The sequence below is a fragment of the Streptomyces sp. LN549 genome, from assembly GCF_043203805.1.
GTDB lineage: Bacteria > Actinomycetota > Actinomycetes > Streptomycetales > Streptomycetaceae > Streptomyces.
Genome location: NZ_JAZHRI010000002.1, coordinates 7,905,333 through 7,923,270, shown reverse-complemented (window position 1 = coordinate 7,923,270; position 17,938 = coordinate 7,905,333). Strand labels below are relative to the sequence as shown.

13 protein-coding genes and 1 tRNA gene are annotated in these 17,938 nt (G+C 71.1%); 1 reads left to right on the top strand and 13 read right to left on the bottom strand.

Translation table 11 applies throughout. From position 1 onward, the window contains the following. Window positions 1-120: 120 nt before the first annotated feature. Window positions 121-208, bottom strand: a tRNA-Leu gene (locus tag SH922_RS35265). 247 nt (window positions 209-455) lie between these two features. Here SH922_RS35265 and SH922_RS35260 point away from each other — a divergent pair. Further along, window positions 456-1,760 carry a DUF2254 domain-containing protein gene (locus tag SH922_RS35260; protein ID WP_393062610.1) on the top strand — a complete coding sequence of 435 codons (1,305 nt, stop codon included), beginning with the start codon at window positions 456-458 and terminating at the stop codon, window positions 1,758-1,760. Window positions 1,761-1,908: 148 nt separating this feature from the next. Here SH922_RS35260 and SH922_RS35255 read toward each other — a convergent pair whose 3' ends face one another. The 12 genes from SH922_RS35255 to SH922_RS35200 form a co-directional block, all read right to left on the bottom strand. Further along, entirely contained in the window at window positions 1,909-3,072 is a 1,164-nt protein-coding gene (locus SH922_RS35255; protein ID WP_393062609.1) for a sugar phosphate isomerase/epimerase family protein, read from the bottom strand. A 49-nt stretch (window positions 3,073-3,121) separates the two neighbouring features. Next, the gene (locus SH922_RS35250; protein ID WP_393062608.1) at window positions 3,122-4,519 is read right to left on the bottom strand and encodes an alkaline phosphatase family protein; all 1,398 of its coding nucleotides are present in this window, start codon (window positions 4,517-4,519) and stop codon (window positions 3,122-3,124) included. Beyond that, complete coding sequence (gene eboE, locus SH922_RS35245; protein WP_393062607.1) at window positions 4,516-5,691, bottom strand: metabolite traffic protein EboE; 1,176 nt, start codon at window positions 5,689-5,691, stop codon at window positions 4,516-4,518. The genes SH922_RS35250 and eboE overlap by 4 nt, the downstream gene beginning before the upstream one ends. A 4-nt stretch (window positions 5,692-5,695) precedes the next feature. Further along, window positions 5,696-6,544 carry a TatD family hydrolase gene (locus SH922_RS35240; protein ID WP_393062606.1) on the bottom strand — a complete coding sequence of 283 codons (849 nt, stop codon included), beginning with the start codon at window positions 6,542-6,544 and terminating at the stop codon, window positions 5,696-5,698. Beyond that, window positions 6,544-7,212: an EboA domain-containing protein gene (locus SH922_RS35235; protein ID WP_393062605.1), complete on the bottom strand. Its 669-nt coding sequence runs from the start codon at window positions 7,210-7,212 to the stop codon at window positions 6,544-6,546. The genes SH922_RS35240 and SH922_RS35235 overlap by 1 nt, the downstream gene beginning before the upstream one ends. A 107-nt stretch (window positions 7,213-7,319) precedes the next feature. After that, complete coding sequence (locus SH922_RS35230) at window positions 7,320-8,267, bottom strand: sugar phosphate isomerase/epimerase family protein (protein WP_393062604.1); 948 nt, start codon at window positions 8,265-8,267, stop codon at window positions 7,320-7,322. Continuing rightward, on the bottom strand, window positions 8,264-9,166 hold the full coding sequence (locus SH922_RS35225) for an SCO3242 family prenyltransferase (protein WP_393062603.1): 903 nt from the start codon (window positions 9,164-9,166) through the stop codon (window positions 8,264-8,266). Before SH922_RS35225 ends, SH922_RS35230 begins: the two co-directional genes overlap by 4 nt. Further along, window positions 9,163-10,317 (bottom strand): inositol-3-phosphate synthase, encoded by a 1,155-nt coding sequence (locus SH922_RS35220; RefSeq protein ID WP_393063781.1) that lies wholly within the window; start codon window positions 10,315-10,317, stop codon window positions 9,163-9,165. The genes SH922_RS35225 and SH922_RS35220 overlap by 4 nt, the downstream gene beginning before the upstream one ends. A gap of 87 nt (window positions 10,318-10,404) precedes the next feature. After that, window positions 10,405-14,124 carry a ThuA domain-containing protein gene (locus SH922_RS35215; RefSeq protein WP_393062602.1) on the bottom strand — a complete coding sequence of 1,240 codons (3,720 nt, stop codon included), beginning with the start codon at window positions 14,122-14,124 and terminating at the stop codon, window positions 10,405-10,407. 377 nt (window positions 14,125-14,501) lie between these two features. Further along, on the bottom strand, window positions 14,502-15,506 hold the full coding sequence (locus SH922_RS35210) for a sugar phosphate isomerase/epimerase family protein (RefSeq protein ID WP_393062601.1): 1,005 nt from the start codon (window positions 15,504-15,506) through the stop codon (window positions 14,502-14,504). A gap of 12 nt (window positions 15,507-15,518) precedes the next feature. Beyond that, on the bottom strand, window positions 15,519-16,757 hold the full coding sequence (locus SH922_RS35205) for a Gfo/Idh/MocA family protein (protein ID WP_393062600.1): 1,239 nt from the start codon (window positions 16,755-16,757) through the stop codon (window positions 15,519-15,521). Window positions 16,758-16,825: 68 nt separating this feature from the next. Further along, window positions 16,826-17,866, bottom strand: a complete 1,041-nt coding sequence (locus SH922_RS35200) for a substrate-binding domain-containing protein (protein ID WP_393062599.1) — start codon at window positions 17,864-17,866, stop codon at window positions 16,826-16,828. Window positions 17,867-17,938: the final 72 nt, after the last annotated feature.

The following is a 17,938-nucleotide window of genomic DNA, read 5'->3' as shown; positions in this document are numbered from 1 at the left end:
GCACGAAGACATCCGGCCCTCTGCGATCCGGCAGAGGGCCGGACCACGCCCACCACAACAACAAAGCCGGTCAAAGCGACTAAGTGCCACTTTGACCGGCTTCATGTGGTCGGTTGAACCTGGTGTCCGAGGGGGGACTTGAACCCCCACGCCCGATAAAGGGCACTAGCACCTCAAGCTAGCGCGTCTGCCATTCCGCCACCCGGACTAGGTGGTCGGCCCCGGTCTCCCGCGGCGACAAAGAAAACAATACCAGGGGTTTGGGGTGGCTCTCACCTGCATATCCGGTGGTCATCGCCCTGGTCAGTGCGGTGCGCGGGCATCGGCCGGGACGAGGCGGGCCCCGCCCCGGCCGATCGCGTACGGTCCGTCGCAGGTCGCGTACGCACAGTGTGTCCGGAGGGTCGGTGGCGGCATCCACCGGTGCGTGGGCGGGCCGGGTTACGTTCGCGGGCATGAGTGATCGCGGCTACCGGCCACCCCGCGCGCTGTCGCCCCTGCGCGAGCATCTGCGTGAGACCTTCTGGTTCGCCCCCACCCTGACGCTGGTCTGCGCCGTCGTGCTCTGGTTCATCGCCTCGGCCCTCGATGAGCAGATCGTGGCCTACCTCCAGGACGAGCAGGCGTACGACGAGATCAAGGACCTGGTCTCGATCGCCGAGGACACGAAGACGATCGTCGTCACGATCAGCTCGGCGATGATGACCTTCATCGGTGTGGTCTTCAGCATCTCGCTGGTGGCCGTACAGATGGCGAGCGGGCAGCTCACACCCCGGGTGGTACGGATCTTCGTACGGAGCCGGATCAGCAAGCTCACCCTGTCCGTCTTCCTGGCGACCTTCGTTTTCTCGCTGCTGGTCCTGAGCTCGTACGAGAGCACGGCCGATCCGCGCCGCGTCGTGTCCGTCCCCTTTCTGCAGAGCCTGCTGACCGCCGTGCTCGTCGGGCTCAGCCTGCTGCTCTTCATCGCGTACGTGAGCGCCACGCTGCGGCTGATGCAGGTCGGTCCCGTCGTCGACCGGATCACCCGGGACTCCTTCCATGTGCTGCGGCGGATGCCCGTCGGCGAGCCGAACGAGGACGCGCTTCCCGCGGAGACCGGGCAGATCCCGCACGAGGGGCGGGCCGGGGTGCTGCGGGACGTGAACGTGGCGCGGCTGGTCCGGGCCGCCCGGAATCAGGGCGCGGTGCTGCGGCTGATCCCCCGGCTCGGGGACTTCGTCGTGCCGGGTACGCCGGTGCTGGCGGTGCACGGCGGGACCGCGCCGCCCCGGCGCGCGCTGCGGTACACGGTGTCCGTCGGGGTCGAACGCACGCTCCACCAGGACCTGGCGTTCGGGCTGCGGCAGCTGTCGGACATCGCGTTGCGGGCCCTGTCGCCGGCGGTGAACGATCCGACCACCGCCGTGCAGTGCCTCGACCGGATCGTGGAGTTCCTCGCGGCCGTGGCAGGGCTTCCCCTCGGCACCGTCCACCACCGGGACCGCAAGGGGGTGGTGCGGCTCGTGCAGGACGTGCCGGGGTGGGCGGACCTCGTGGATCTCGGATTCGAGGAGATCCGGCGGTGCGCGACGGACAGCCCCCAGGTCACGCGGCGGCTGCTGGCCGGCATCGATGACCTGGTGGTGCTGGCCGGGCCGGAGCGGCAGGGTCCGCTGATCCGGCACCGTGTGCTGCTGGTGCAGGCGGTGGAGCGCACGGTGCCGGAAGCCGCCGAGCGGGAGTTCGCGCTGCTGCCCGACCGGCAGGGGATCGGGTGAACGGACACGATGCGGTTCGGTGCGGTTACGGCATGAGGTGATGGGGCGGGAAATCGGCAACGTCTTTTCCCCATGCGTCGGGCCTCCCCGCACAGGTGCGGGGAGGCCCGACGCATGGGGCACGACGGGGACGGGCCCGCCGAGCGTCCTACTTGCGCAGCGCCGCCATGCCCTCGTAGCTGATCCGTGCCTGCTTCAGGGACTGCGCGAGGTCCGTCGAGCTCGGTGCGGTGTCCTGCTCGACCATCGGGTTGCGGTAGTTCGCCTCCCCGACACGGCTGAAGAAGGTCCGGTAGTCGATGACCCCGGTGCCGAAGGGGACCATGTCGTAGCCGTCACCGCTGGCCGTGTTGACGATGCCGTCCTTGGCGTGGAACAGCGGGTAGCGCTTGTTGTGGCGGCGGACCACTGCCGCGGGGTCGAAGATGTTCTCCTGCTGCGATCCGTCGAGCGCGGTGTAGGTGTGGAACTTGTACTGGGCGACGTGCGCCCAGTAGACGTCCATCTCCAGCCATACGGTCTTCGGGTCGGTGACCTTGAGGAAGTACTCGAGCTTGCGGATGCCCGAGCTGCGGGTGGGCCGCCCCTGCGCGTCCAGCGGACCGCCGTCGAGCAGGAAGCCGTAGGCCGCGTCGTGGTTGTGGGTGTACAGCTTGATGCCCGCACGATGAGCGATCTGTCCCAGCGCGTTCCACTTGTCGGCGGCCACGTCCCAGTCGGCACGGTAGGCGCTGCCGGTGGGGTCGCCACCGGTGCCCATGTGGTCCATGCCGAGGATGTTGGCTATTTCGAGGTGCCGCTTGAACTGGTCCAGGTCGCTCTGGTTCACCGGCCAGGACCCCGGGATGAAGCCGTGGTTGCCCTGGGCGCGCAGTCCGTAGTCGTCCAGCCACGAGCGCAGCAGCTTCGCACCCTCGACCGTCTCCAGGTTGTTTCCGCCGGGTGCGTTGGCGTGCTGGCCGTACCCGGCGAACTCGACCTGCTTGTAGCCGTAGCGGGCCAGCTCCTTGAAGACGTCGCGGAAGCCCGAGGGAAGGCTGGTGCTGAGCGGATCCCGGCCCGTGGCGTCGCGCACGGTGTACAGGATGATCCCGCGCTTGGACGGCGGGACCAGGGCCTGGCCGTGGCCGTGGCCGTGGCCGTGCCCCTGGTGGGAAGCGGGCTGGGCGAAGGCCGGCGATGCTCCGAAGACGGGTGCGGCGATCGCCGCCGCCCCGGCGGCGGTGCAGGTGCTGAGGAAGCGGCGGCGGCTGACGCCGAGGCTGCGGCGCAGGGCGCCGTCCGTTCCGGATGCGTCGTTGTACACGGTCACGGTCTCTCTCCTTCTCGAAGATGCTCGCAGCGCTGTGAACGGACCGGTCTCATGCGAGGCCGGCCAGCGTGAGGAGCAGGGACTTCACTTCGGTGGCCCGGACGGGTCCGGTGAACGCGTGGGGGGTGGAGCAGAGGATGAGCGGACCTTCTTCGTCGCTCGGGGGGAGGCGGCCGTGGCTGCCTCGGATGGGTGACGGGTCGAGCGGTACGACCGCCATGCGGTAGCGCATGCCGAGCTTCTTGCGGGCGACCGCCGTGACCGCCTTGACGCGTACGTACGGGTCCTGCGGGTCCATGAAGAGCTCGACGGGGTCGTAGCCGGGTTTGCGGTGGATCTCGACGAGCTGGGCGAAGTCGGGCGCCCGTTCGTCGTCGAGCCAGTAGTAGTACGTGAACCAGGCGTCCGGTTCGGCGACGGCGACCAGCTCGCCGGAGCGGGGGTGGTCGAGACCGTGGGCCTTCTTGCCCTCGTCGTCGAGGAGCTGCTCGATGCCCGGGAGGTCCGCCAGGGCCTCGCGGGCCGCTTCGAGGTCCTCGGGGCGGCGTACGTAGATGTGGGCGATCTGGTGGTCGGCGACGGCGAAGGCCCGGGAGGTCATCGGGTCCAGGTACTCCATGCCGTCCTGGGTGTGGACCTCCAGGAGTCCGGCGCGGCGCAGCGCCCGGTTGATGTCGACGGGCCGGTCGACGCGGGTGATGCCGTACTCGGAGAGGGCGACGACGGTGCGGCCCTCGCGGCGGGCGTCGTCGAGGAGCGGGGCGACGGCCCGGTCGAGGTCGGCCGCGGCCTTGAAGGCGCGCGGGTCGTCGGGGCCGTAGCGCTGGAGGTCGTAGTCGAGGTGCGGGAGGTAGCACAGGGCGAGGTCGGGGTGGCGGGTGTCGAGGATGTGGCGGGTCGCGTCGATGATCCACTGCGAGGAGACGAGGTCGGCGCCGGGGCCCCAGAAGTGGAAGAGGGGGAAGGTGCCGAGCCTGTCGGTGAGTTCGTCGTGGAGGGCGGGCGGGCGGGTGTAGCAGTCGGGTTCCTTGCGGCCGTCGGCGTAGTAGACGGGGCGCGGGGTGACGGTGTAGTCGGTGTCGGCGCCCATGGCGTACCACCAGCAGATGTTGGCGACGGTGTAGCCGGGGTGGGTGCGGCGGGCGGCGTCCCAGAGTTTGTCGCCTTCGACGAGTCCGTTGTGCTGGCGCCACAGGAGGACGTCGCCGAGTTCGCGGAAGTACCAGCCGTTGGCGACGATGCCGTGCTCGGCGGGGGTGGTGCCGGTGAGGAAGGTGGACTGGGCGGCGCAGGTGACGGCGGGGAGCACGGTGCCGAGCGGGGCGTGCGTGCCGGACTGTCCCAGGGCCTTGAGGTGCGGCATGTGGTCGAGGAGCCGGGGGGTGAGCCCGACGACGTCGAGGACGAGGAGGGGTGTGGGGGTGCTGGTCGTCCCGTCGTTGGTCATGGCAGCTCCTTGAGGCCGAGGTCGACCAGGAGATCCCGGGCGAGGGTGAGTTCGGCGGCGATGCCGTCGGCGAGCTGGGCGCGGGTCCGGGGCCGCAGCTCGTCCGGGAGCGCCTGCCAGGTGTACGTCTCGACCTCCAGGTGCCGGGTGAGCGGCCGCGCCCCTCCGACCAGACGGGCGAGCGTGGCCCGGAGCACGGGCAGGGTGGAAGTGAGGGGCGGTGCGGGCGGTGCGTGCAGCGGTACGTGGAAGTGGGCGCGCCACGGGGCGCTGTCGGGCAGGGCCTCGCCGCTGACCGCCTCGTCGAGGTCGTCGGTGCCGCGCAGCCCGGCGGCGGTGGCGATGCGGGTCTGGTGCAGGAAGCGGGGTTCGGCGAAGGCCGCGAGTGCGGTGCGCACCTCCGGGAGGTGGGGGTGTTCGGCGTGCAGGGCGGCGGAGAGCTGGGCCTTGACGGCGGGGATGCCGGCTGCGGTGAGGGCGTCGAGGGCCGTGTCCGGGTCCTCGAAGGAGGTGGCGAGGTGACAGGTGTCGATGCAGACGCCGATGCGTGCGTGGCCGACGGCGGTGAGGGGGGCGATGGCGTCGGTGGTGGTCTCCACGGTGCATCCGGGTTCGGGTTCGAGTCCGATCCGGATGGACTTGCCCGTGAGCTCGGCGAGCGCGTCGAGGCGTTCGCCGAGGGTGGTGAGCGCGGCGAGTGCGGTGCGGGCCGCTTCGGGGTCGCCCGTGTACGGGGTGCGCCAGGCGAGCGGGAGGGTGGAGATGGTGCCCTCGGTGACGTCGTCGGGCAGGAGCGTGGCGAGCAGCCGGGCGAGGTCGGTGGTGTGGGCAAGGCGTTCGGGGTCGGTCCAGTCGGGCTTGTACACCCGGTACTTGACCTCCTCGGCGCCGAATCCCTCGTACGGGAAGCCGTTGAGGGTGACGACCTCGAGGCCGCGGCGGTCGAGCTCGGCGCGCAGGGAGCGCAGCTGTGCCGGGTCGTTGATCAGGGTGCGGGCGGCGTCCCTGGCGAGCCAGAGGCCGATGCCGAGGCGGTCGCGGCCGAGCCGTTTGCGTACGGGTTCGCAGTGGTCCCGCAGTTGGGCGCGGACCCCTTCGAGGGTTTCGGCGGGGTGGACGTTGGTGCAGTACGCGAGGTGGACGACGGTGCCGTCGGGGTGACGGAAGCGCATGGCCTCACTCCCCGCCGCGCAGGATGGAGTTGCCCTCGTGGAGGGGTTCAGGGGCGGCCGTGTCGAGGTGGAGGCGGCCGCTCTGGCCGTAGAAGGCGACTGGGTTGCGCCAGAGGACCTGGTCGACGTCGTCCTCGGTGAACCCGGCGGCGAGCATCGCGTCGCCGACCCGGCGGGTCTTCAGCGGATCGCTTCTGCCCCAGTCGGCAGCGGAGTTGACGAGGACCTTCTCGGTGCCGTGGAGCTTGAGGACGGCGACCATGCGGTCCTCGTCCATCTTGGTGTCGGGGTAGATGGAGAAGCCGGCCCAGCAGCCGCTGTCGAGGGCGTCCTTCACGGTCGTCTCGTTGAGGTGGTCGAGGAGGACCATTTCCGGGGCGAGACGGGACTCGCGTACGACGTCGATGGTGCGGCGCAGACCGGCGAGCTTGTCGCGGTGCGGGGTGTGGACGAGCGCGGGCAGCCCGTGGTCGGCGGCGAGCTGGAGCTGGGCGGCCAGTGCGTGGTCCTCGGCCGGGGTCATCGAGTCGTAGCCGATCTCGCCGACGGCGACGACGGAGTCCTTGACCAGGTAGCGCGGCAGCGCGTCGAGGACGGGGGTGCAGCGGGGATCGTTCGCCTCCTTGGGGTTGAGGGCGAGTGTGCAGTGGTGGGCGATGCCGTACTGGGCGGCGCGGAAGGGCTCCCAGCCGAGCAGGGCGTCGAAGTAGTCGAAGAAGCTGGCCGGCGAGGTGCGGGGCTGGCCGAGCCAGAAGGAGGGTTCGACCAGGGCGCGGACCCCGGAGTCGTACATCGCCTGGTAGTCGTCCGTGGTGCGGGAGGTCATGTGGATGTGGGGGTCGAAGATGCGCATCAGGACTCCTCCGTTGAGGCCGTGGGGGCCGTGGGGGCGGCGGGACCGGGGGCGGTGAGCGCGAGTACGCGGTGCAGGCCGGCGGGGACCGGGCGGCCTGCCGCGATGCGTTCGGTCGCGAAGTCGCCCAGCATCCGGGCGAGCTCCGCGTCGCCGCGCGATCTCCGGGCCAGCTGGTCGACGGCCTCGACGGGGACACCGGTGAACAGGCACTTGAGGACGGCGTGGCGCCAGTTGTGCGGGTCGAGGTGGGCGGCGGCGTACGGGCCGACGGCCGCGGCGACCAGCGTGGTGTCGTTGGTGCGCAGGGCGTCCTCGACGAGCGGCAGGGCGGTGGGGCCGAGGTCGAGTGCGGGCAGGGTGAGCAGGACGGCGCGGCGTTCGGCGGCGGTGCCCTGTTCGTACAGCCGGGTCACGGTGGGCAGCCCGGCCCCGGCCTCGACGATCAGCAGGCCGCGTACGGAGTCGGCGTGTTCCAGTCCGCAGTGCCGGCCGGCGGCGGCGTACCGCAGCTCCCACGGTGGTACGGCGTAGCTGTCCGCGGGTGCGGTGTCGGGATGGGCGGCGGCGTGGGCGGCCTCGGCGAGGGCTTCGTCGAGCCAGGCGCGCGCGGCTCCGCCGAGTTGGGTGTCGAGTTCCTTGCGGCTCAGGAGTGGGGTGGGCGGCATGGTGTGCTCCCTTCGGCGGCTGGGTCCTGTCCGGGGTTTCCCGTCGTCCGCGCGGAGCGCGGGCGCAGCGGCGGTCGGTGCGTGCGATCGGTGTGCGGTGTCGCGGGTCATGTGGCGGAGCCACCTGTCCCGGGGCGCCGTGCTCCGAGCGTGCGTGCCGGGCGTCGGGGCGCAGACGGGACACCCCGGACAGGACCCAGGTGGCTCGGCGGGCGGTTCTTGTTGAGGAAGTCGAGGGAGGTGCGGGCGAGTTCGGGGCCGGCGTGGGAGTGGCGGGGCAGCTCGACGACGGTGAGTCCGGCGTATCCGGTGTCGCCGAGGGCGTCGATTGCGGCGAGGACGGGCGGGAAGTCGATCTCGCCGTCGCCGAAGGGGAGGTGCTCGTGGACGCCGCGGCGCATGTCCTCGATCTGGACGTGGCGCAGCCAGGGGGCGGCGTCGCGTACGCAGTCGACGGGCAGGGCGGGCTCCAGGCACTGGCAGTGGCCGATGTCGAGGGTGAGTCCGAGCGGCTCCGGGTCGCCGCACAGCACCCGCAGGTGGTGGAAGTCGGCGAGGTCGGCGAGGAGGTGTCCGGGCTCCGGCTCGATCGCGAGAGGCACTCCGGCCCGTTCCGCGGCGTCGAGGACCGGTGCGAGGGAGCGGGTGAGCCGCTGCCAGGCGGTGTCGGGGGTGGTGTCGGGGGGCGTGATGCCGCTGAAGCAGTGCACGGCGTGGGCGCCGAGTTCGGCGGCGACGTCGACGGCCCGGACGAGCAGTGCGGTCCGGGCCGCGCGGGCCTCGGGGTCCGGGTCGAGGAGCGAGGGGCCGTGCTTGCGTCGCGGGTCCAGGACGTAGCGGGCGCCGGTCTCCACGGTGACGCCGAGCCCCAGTTCCTGGAGCCGGGCCGCGACGTGGCGGGTGCGGGCGGCGAGGTCCGGGGCCATCGGGTCGAGGTGCATGTGGTCGAGGGTCAGGCCGACACCGTCGTAGCCGAGGTCCGCGAGGAGCCCGAGGGCGTCGTCCAGGCGGAGGTCGGTGAGCCCGTTGGTGCCGTAGCCGAGGCGGAGGGTCATGTGGGGCTCACCTTCCGGGAGAGAGCGCGGGCGAGCGGGACGAGTCCCATCACGGCGAGACCCGTTCCGGCGGCTCCGGCGCGTGCGGCGAGGGCGGCCTGGAGCGGGATCATCGCCCGGATGCCGCTGCCCACGGCGCGCTGGGTGAGGGGCGGCGACGGGTTGAGCGCGGCGTGCGCGAGGGGGCGTGCGGCGGTGCGGAGGTAGGCGCCGGTGAGTGCGGTGAGGAGGAGGGAGGGAGCGGGCCGCGCCGCGCCGCGGGAGGTGGGCCGCTCGCGCACCACGGCGCCGCCGATTCCGGCCACGGCCGCGAGGGCGGCGAGGGGCGCGGCGGCGGACCCGCCCTGGGTTTCGTGGCGCGAGACGGTGGTGACCGCGTAGGTGTGCGCGCCGAGCAGGGCCGCGGTGGCGAGGGCCCTTCCCGGCGTCGGAGTGGGCCGCGCGCTCGCCCCCGCCCCTGTTGCCGTCGCTCCCAGCAGGAGGTCCAGTCCCCGCGCCGCCGCCATCGCGGCCGGGCCCGCCGGGGTGTGCTTGAGGCGGAGGTCGTACGCCCAGACGGTGGCCGCGAGGCCGGTGGCCACGCCCAGGGCCGGGCGGCCCGCGCGGGCGGCGAGGGCGAGCCCCGCCGCGGTCAGGGCGCCGGCCGCCGTCAGCGCGGCACGGGGCGTGATCCGGCCTGAGGGGATCGGCCGGTGGGGGCGGTCGACGGCGTCCTCGTCGCGGTCGGCCCAGTCGTTGAGCGCCATGCCCGCCTCGTACAGGCAGAGCGAGGCGCCCACGGCCAGTGCGGTGGAGCGGTCGGGGCGCCGGCCGACGGCCGCCGCGCCCGCGAGGGCGTCGCCGGGGACGGTGAACAGCGCGGAGACCCTGAGCAGTTCCGCCCAGGCACGTGCCGTCACTTCTCGCCCCGCAGCCGTTCGGCGAAGGCGAGCAGCGCCAGATACTGCTCGGAGAGTGCGGCGGGTCCGCCGTCCGGGTCCTTGAAGTAGAAGCCGAGCTCCGGCAGCGGGCCGCTCAGGCCCGTTTCGTGGGCGCGGGCCAGCAACCGGGCCAGGTCGAGCACCAGGGGTGCGGCCAGGGCCGAGTCGCAGCCCTGCCAGGTGGTCTGGAGCACCATGCGCGCCCCGAGGAACCCGTCGAACGCGATGTGGTCCCAGGCGGTCTTCCAGTCGCCGAGCGCCGGGACGTCGTCGATGTGGACCTCGCCCTCGGGGGCGGCGCCGAGCGTGTCGGCGAGGACGCGTTCCTTGCCGGCGTTCTTCGCGGCGGCGGCGGCCGGGTCGGCGAGCGCCGCCCCGTCCCCTCCGCCCAGCAGGTTGGTGCCGGACCAGGCCCGTACGGGCAGAGCGCGCTGCACGAACATCGGGGCCAGCACGGACCGCAGCAGTGTTTGCCCCGTCTTGCCGTCGCGACCGGCGTGAGGAAGTCCGCAGGCTGCGACGGCGTCCTTGAGGGCGGGGGTGCGCAGTCCGGTGGAGGGGGTGAAGTTGACGTACGGGCAGCCGGCCCGGAGGGCCGCCGCGGCGTAGAGCGAGCTGGCGGGCAGCCGTGTGGCGTCGGCGTCGGGTGCCGGTTCGGTGGAGGCGACGTTGACGACGACGGTCCTGGCCAGGCCGTTGCGGCGGCCGAAGTCGGTGAGGTCGGCGGCGAACGCGGTGATGAGTTCCTCGTCCGTGCGGGTGTCGCCGGGAAGGGGCCCGCCGATGCGGATCTCCGCGTCGGCGGCGGCGAGTTCGGACCGTACGGCGGACGGGAGTCCGTGCGGCAGCACTCCCCCGGCGGCGAGTGCTTCGGCCCGTTTGGGGAGGGGGCAGTCCAGGGTGTCGTGGCCGCCGAAGACGAGGGAGGTCACGGGTGTCAGGCCGCTGTCGGCGAACGGGGCGGTCTCGGTGACCATGCCCGCCCCCGGGTGGAGGCCCGCCGCGACTGCCGCGCACCCCGCCGTGGCGGTGGTGGCGACGGAGCCGCGTGCTCCGATGAACCAGACTCCGGTACGAACGCTGGTTGTTGACACGGGCTGCCTCCCTGGCTGGGGGTCCTGGCTGGGCAGAGCGGGTGGTGCTGTGCATGAGGGGGAAGGGGCCGCGGGCGGTGGGCGGGGCGTGCTGCCCCGCCCACCGCCGGCCGGGTGGCCGCCCTACGCGGAGGGCAGTTCCTTCAGCTGGATGTTGCGGAAGGACACCTGGTCGTCGGCCCCGTGGTTCTGGAGGCCGATGTAGCCGTCCTTGAGGCTGCGGACCGGGTCGGTGTTGGTGAAGTCGTTGATCTTCACTCCGTTGAGGAAGATCTGGAGCCGTTCACCCTGGACCTTGATCTCGTAGCTGTTCCACTGGCCCGGCGGGCGCAGCACCTGGTCGCGGGCCTTGATGTTGGCCGCCTTGAAGGTGTAGACGGAGCCGGTGGTGCGGTCGACGGCGTCGGAGGCGTCGATCTGGACCTCGTAGCCGTTGTTCACTGCGGACCAGGGGTCGTCGGACTCCGGGAAGCCGACGAAGACGCCGGAGTTGTCGTCGCCCGACAGCTTCCAGTCGAGCTTCAGGGAGTACGACTTCAGCTCCTTGGCCTGGTAGGTCAGCAGGCCCATGCCGCCTTCGGAGCGCAGCTCGCCGTCGGCCACGTTGAACTTCCCGGGTCCGGCCTGCTTCCAGCCTTCGAGCGTCTTGCCGTTGAAGAGCGACCGGTAGCCGGTGTCCGGCTTGCAGTCGGCCGTGACCTGACCGGCCGCGTACCGCACCCCGCCGAGCAGCAGCTTGCGGAAGTCCGCGTCGGCGTACGACTCCTTGGTGTGGCCGAGTCCGGTGTAGAAGGAGCGGCCGCCCTGGTAGGTCTGGCACCAGGTGATCGGGTGATCGCCCTTCATGGTGCCGCCGGTGTAGGTCGTCTCGTCGAGCGTGGCGAGGACCTTCACCTTGTCGCGCGGGTTGGTGCGGTAGTTGTACAGCTCGTCGGTCCGCTCCCAGGCGTCACCCAGGTGGGCGGTGGCCGGGTGCTTGTGGTCCTCGACGCGGACGGTGACGGGCTGGATGGCGGGGTGGCCGGAGAAGTAAGCGCCGACGAGCCCGCCGTAGAAGGACCAGTCGTACTCGGTGTCGGCGGCGGCGTGGATGCCCATGAAGCCGCCACCGGTGGCGATGTAGTTCTCGAAGGCCTTCTGCTGGTCTGCATTGAGGACGTCACCGGTCGTCGACATGAAGACGACGGCGTCGTAGCGGGCCAGGTTGGCCGTGGTGAACTGGCCGGCCTCCTCGGTGGCGTCGACCGTGATGTTGCTGTCCTTGCCGAGTTCCTTCAGTGCGGCGATGCCCTCGGGGATCGCGTCGTGACGGAAGCCGGCGGTCTTGGAGAAGACCAGGACACGCTTGGCGGTCTTGTCGGGCGGGGTGTTGGAGAGTTCGAATTCGTCGATGTCGTAGAGCGCGCCTTCGCCGCCCTTGAAGACCAGGAAGAGTTCGGTGGCCTGCTTCGGGACGCCCCGCAGGGGTACGTCGATGTCCTGGAAGGTCTCCCAGCCGCCGGTCACCGGCACGGGTGCGGAGCCGAGGATCTTCCCGGTCGCCGAACCGGACCGTACTTCGAGGAAGCCTCCCGCGCCGCCGGAGGAGATCCGGGCGGTGAGTTTGGTGGAGTCGCCGAGGATGTACGGCTTGAAGGAGATCCAGTCGTCGTTGTCGATGTCGCCGACGGTCTTGCCGCCCTCGGCGTTCGCCTTGTCGTACGTCTTGATGCCGGAGGAGTTGTTGAAGTGCTCGGCCTGCCGGTGGCGCGGCTGGAGCTGCGACTGGTCATGGCCCGTCAGTGCGGCCTGGCCGCCGCCCCCGCCGTCGGTGTACGAGGCGTCGATGACCCCGAAGATGTTGGCGTTGGGATCGTGCCCGCCGTCCATCTCGGTCTTGATGGTGCCGGTGCAGCCGTGTTCCGTGGTGATCGGGTGGCCGTGGCTGTCGTGGCCGAGGACGAAGCGGACCTCGACCTTGGAGCAGTCGATCGTGCCGTCCTCGGGATCGGTGACGGTGACCTTGAACGGGATGTCGTCGCCGAAGGTGAACAGCTGCCCGTCACCTGGGAGTTCCAGGTTCACCACGGGTGCCGTGTTGCCGACCGTCACATGGACGCTGGCCGAACCGGTGCGTCCGGAGGGGTCCTTCGCGGTGACGGTGGCGGTGTAGGTGCCGTTCTTCTTGTACGTGTAGGCGGGGTTGGCGGCCGTGGAGGATCCTCCGTCGCCGAAGTCCCAGGCGTACGTGAGGGCGTCACCGTCACCGTCGGCGGTGCCGGCCGAGGAGAACTGCACCTTCAGCGGCGCCGTGCCCGACGTCTTGCTGGCCGCGGCCTCGGCGATCGGGGAGCGCCCCCCTGTGGCGTTCTCGATGCGGTAGAGCGCGGAGTGTTCGTCGCCGCCGAACCAGGAGAGGCCGTAGTCCAGGACGTACAGCGCCCCGTCGGGCCCGAAGGCCATGTCCATGATCTGGGTGCCGGACCACGGGATGTCGTTGATGGACTGCACGGAGCCGTCGGCGTCCTGCTCGATCCGCTTGATCCACTGCCGGCCGAACTCACCGGCGAAGAAGTCTCCGTCGTAGGCCTCGGGGAACTTCACGGGCGAGTCGAGGTCCGCGTCGTAGTGGTAGACCGGTCCGCCCATCGGGGACTCCGAGCCGGTGCCGAACTCCGGGACGGACGCGCCGTCGTACGGAATCCAGGCGGCCTGGGCCGGCGGCAGGTCGACGAGGCCGGTGTTGTGCGGCGAGGTGTTCTTCGGAGCCGCGCAGTCGAAGGCGGCACCGGAGGTCTTGGTGGCGAAGTCGTAGTCCATGTACGGGTCGTTGTCGCCCGTGCAGTACGGCCAGCCGAAGTTCCCCGCCTTGGTGACCCGGGCGAACTCGACCTGTCCGGCCGGACCGCGCTTGGGGTCGGCCGCGCCCGCGTCGGGCCCGTAATCACCGACGTAGACGATGCCGGTGGCCTTGTCGACGGAGAAGCGGAACGGGTTGCGGAAGCCCATCGCGTAGATCTCGGGGCGGGTCTTGTCCGTCCCCGGCGCGAAGAGGTTGCCGTCCGGGACGGTGTACGAGCCGTCGTCGGCGACCTTGATCCGGAGGATCTTGCCGCGCAGGTCGTTGCTGTTGCCGGCGGAGCGGCGGGCGTCGAAGGCCGGGTTGCGGTCGGGGCGCTCGTCGATGGGGCTGAAGCCGTCGGAGGCGAAGGGGTTGGAGTCGTCGCCGGTCGACAGGTACAGGTTGCCGTCGGCGTCGAAGTCGATGTCGCCGCCGACGTGGCAGCACATGCCGCGGGACGTCTGGACGTCGAGGACCTTCTTCTCACTGCCGAGGTCGAGCGTGCCGTCCTCGTTCAGGACGAAACGGGAGAGCCGGTTGACCCCGTCGAACTTGGCGAAGTCCGCGGCGGTGCCGGTCTCGGGGGCGTCGCCGGCGGGGGTGTCCAGCGGTGGTGCGTAGTAGAGGTAGATCGCCCGGTTCTCGCTGAAGTCCGGGTCGACCCCGATGCCCTGGAGGCCTTCCTCGTCGTGCGAGTAGACGGGGATGACGCCGGAGATCCGGGTGTTGCCCGCGCTGTCGGTGATGCGCAGTTCGCCGCTGCGCGAGGTGTGCAGCACGCTGCGGTCGGGGAGCACGGCCAGCGACATGGGTTCACCGGTCTCGGCGGCGCCCTTGGCGAGGGTGACCTGCTGGAAGTCCTCGGCGGCCGCGGCCGGGGCGGCGGGATCCGTGTGGGCGGCGGCCGTGCCCGAGGTGGCGCCCAGGCTGAGAGTGGCGGCGGCGAGGAGGCCGCCGGTGAACAGGGCGAGGGATTTACGTACGCGGAGCCTGGTTCGGCTCCTGCTGCGGGTTATGTGCACGAGTGTCCTCCGGAAAGTGCCGGTGGTACGGGCGGGTGCTGCCGAGCCGTGAAGCGCGGGGACTGCCGCGCAGGTCAGCCGGGGCCTGTGCGGCTCCGGTGACGAGAGTCATGTCATGTACACGTCTTGGACGGTAGACCTGTTCGTCCGGGACGGAAAGCCCTTGTGCGGCGGAGTTGTTGAACTTTTTCCTTGGTCAGGACAAAGCAGGTTCCGGGCAGGGGAGACCGGCCCGACGGCGGATACGGGTGCCGCCGGGCAGAACCAAGCCCCTCCGACGATTGATAGCGGGCTGACGGGGCGGAGCCCCTGAAACCATCTCCGCCGGCGTTTGAGGCCCGGGGGCGGAGCCCTGGGAAGGCTCGCGCCCCGGCGCCTCAGCCGTTGCCGCCGAACGCCGCGTCGAACGAAGCGCTCGGCGGGTCGAAGTCGAACCGCTTCAGCGAAGCCAGCGCCTCCGGCGCCCCCGCCAGCCGGTCCATTCCGGCGTCCTCCCACTCCACCGAGACCGGGCCCTCGTAGCCGATGGACCGCAGCATCCGGAACACGTCCTCCCAGGGCACGTCCCCGTGCCCCGCCGAGACGAAGTCCCAGCCGCGGCGCGGGTCGCCCCACGGCAGGTGGGAGCCGAGCCGGCCGTTGCGGCCGTCCAGGCGCTTGCGTGCCTCCTTGCAGTCCACGTGGTAGATCCGGTCCCGGAAGTCGTACAGGAATCCGACCGGGTCGAGGTCCTGCCAGACGAAGTGGCTCGGATCGAAGTTCAGCCCGAACGCCGGCCGGTGGTCCACCGCCTCCAGCGCGCGGCGCGTCGTCCAGTAGTCGTACGCGATCTCGCTGGGATGCACCTCATGGGCGAACCGCACCCCCTCCGCGTCGAAGACGTCGAGGATCGGGTTCCAGCGCTCCGCGAAGTCCTCGTACCCCCGCTCGATCATGTGCGGCGGGACCGGCGGGAACATCGCGACCAGGTGCCAGATCGACGAGCCCGTGAAGCCGATGACCGTGTCCACGCCGAAGGCCGCGGCCGCCCGCGCGGTGTTCCTGATCTCCTCAGCGGCCCGCCGGCGCACCCCCTCGGGCTCCCCGTCGCCCCAGATCCGGGCGGGCAGGATGCCCTGATGACGCTCGTCGATCGGGCTGTCGCAGACGGCCTGGCCGACCAGGTGGTTGGAGATCGCCCAGCACTTCAGCCCGTACTTGTCGAGCAGCTGGTGACGGCTCTCCAGATATCCCGGGTCGGCGAGGGCCTTGTCCACCTCGAAGTGGTCACCCCAGCAGGCCAGTTCGAGCCCGTCGTAGCCGAAGTCGCGGGCGTGACGGCAGACCTCCTCCAGGGGAAGATCGGCCCACTGGCCGGTGAAGAGGGTGAAGGGACGGGGCATGCGCAGGACCTCCTAGAGTTGTACGGGGGTGAATACGGAGTTCTTCGCGGCGCTCTCCTCCACCGCCGCCAGCACCCGTTGCACCTGGAGACCGTCGGCGAACGACGGTACGGGCGGCGCCCCTTCCGCGATGGTCCGCACCGCGTCACGGGCCTGGTGGATGAACGTGTGCTCGTAGCCGAGCGCGTGCCCCGGCGGCCACCACGCCTCCAGGTAGGGATGCTCGGGCTCGGTGACCAGGATGCGCCGGAAGCCGGCCGTGGTGGCGGGCTCCGTGTGGTCGTGGAAGGACAGTTCGTTGAGGCGCTCCAGATCGAAGGCGAGCGAGCCGCGCTCCCCGTTGATCTCCAGCCGCAGCGCGTTCTTGCGGCCCGCCGCCATCCGGGTCGCCTCGAAGGAGGCCAGGGCGCCGGAGGCGAGCCGCCCGGTGAACAGCGCCGCGTCGTCCACCGTCACCGTGCCGAGCTCCCCGCCGGCCGCGACCCCGCCCAGACCCCCCGAGGAACCGGCGAGCAGCGGGCGTTCGCGGACGAAGGTCTCGCTCACCGCCGAGACCCCCACCAGCAGCTCCCCGGCCAGGTACTGGGCGAGGTCAACGATGTGCGCGCCGAGGTCACCGAGCGCGCCGGAGCCCGCGTGCTCCTTCTTCAGCCGCCAGGTGAGCGGGGAGCCGGGGTCGACCAGCCAGTCCTGGAGGTAGGTGGCCCGGACGTGCCGCAGGGTGCCGAGCCGGCCCTCGGCGATGAGCTTGCGGGCGTAGGTGATGGCGGGCACCTTGCGGTAGTTGAAGCCGACCATCGCGACCTGACCGCGGGCGGCTGCTCGCCGCGCCGCCTCGGTCATGGCCTCCGCCTCCTCGACCGTGTTGGCGAGCGGCTTCTCGCACAGCACGTGCTTGCCCGCCTCCAGGGCCGCGATGGCGATCTCCGCATGGCTGTCGCCGGGGGTGCAGATGTCGACGAGCTGGACGTCGTCCCGGGCGATCAGGGCCCGCCAGTCGGTCTCCGCCGCCGCCCAGCCGAGCCGGTCGGCGGCGGCGTCGACCGCCGTCCGGTCGCGTCCGCAGATCGCGGCGAGAGCCGGCCTCATCGGCAGCTCGAAGACATGGCCCGCGGTGCGCCACCCCTGCGAGTGGGCGGCGCCCATGAACGCGTATCCGACCATGCCGACCCCGAGCGTCGGTGCGCTCGCCATCGGCCGGTATGTCGGCGGCGCGGCCGCCTCCTGCTCCGTCTCTTCCCTACGGGCCATCCGGGCTTCCTCCTCATCGATGGTTCGGTGGGTACGGCGGGAGGGTCAGCACCCTCCCGCGGGACAGCTCAGCTGAAGCCCGTCGGCAGGTACTGGTCGATGTTCTCCTTGGTGACCACGGCCGAGTACAGGGTGAGGTTGGTCGGGATCTCCAGTTCGGCGAGTCCGGACACCCCCTTGGCCTGGCCGAGCGCGCGGGCCAGGTCGATGGCCGATGCCGCCATGGTCGGCGGGTAGAGAACGGTGGCCTTGAGCACGCTGTTGTCCGCCTTGATGGCGTCCATGGCGGACTTGGCCCCGGCACCGCCGACCATCAGGAACTCGTCGCGGCCGGCCTGCTGGATGGCCCGGAGCGCGCCCACGCCCTGGTCGTCGTCGTGGTTCCACAGGGCGTCGAACTGCTTCTGCGCCTGGAGGAGCTGGGCCATCTTCGCCTGGCCGGACTCGACGGTGAAGTCGGCCGCCTGACGGGCCACCAGTTTGATGTTGGAGTAGTTCTTCAGCGCGTCGGCGAAGCCCTGGCTGCGCTGCTTGGTGAGCTCCAGGTTGTCGATGCCCGCGAGCTCGACGACCTTGGCGTTCGGCTTGTCCTTGAGCTGTTCGCCGATGTACGTACCGGCGTTGAGGCCCATGCCGTAGTTGTCGCCGCCGACCCAGCAGCGGTAGGCCTGCGGGGAGGCGAAGATGCGGTCCAGGTTGATGACGGGGATACCCGCCCGCATCGCCTCCAGGCCGACCTGGGTAAGTGCCTTGCCGTCGGCCGGGAGGATGACGAGGACGTCGACCTTCTTGTTGATGAGGGTCTTGACCTGCCCGATCTGGGCGGCGGTGTCGTTGGAGCCCTCGGTGGTCTCCAGGGTCACCTCGGAGTACTTCTTCGCCCGCGACCTGGCGTTCTCGTTGATCGCGTTGAGCCAGCCGTGGTCGGCCTGCGGGCCCGCGAAGCCGATGGTGACGGGCTTGCCCGGCTTGTCGTCGGCGGCGGGGGCGTTGCTCTGGGAGGCGGTGTCCTTCTCCTTCGGGTCGTTGCTGGTGCAGGCGGTCAGCAGTGCGCCTGCGGAGACGGCTGCGGTACCGAAGAGCAGTCCTCTGCGGCTGGTTTCTGGCATGGCTGTCAAACCCTTCATCCGGTGCGGCGTGGGATGCGGAACAGGGGGATCGAGAGGGAGGAGACGGGGGGG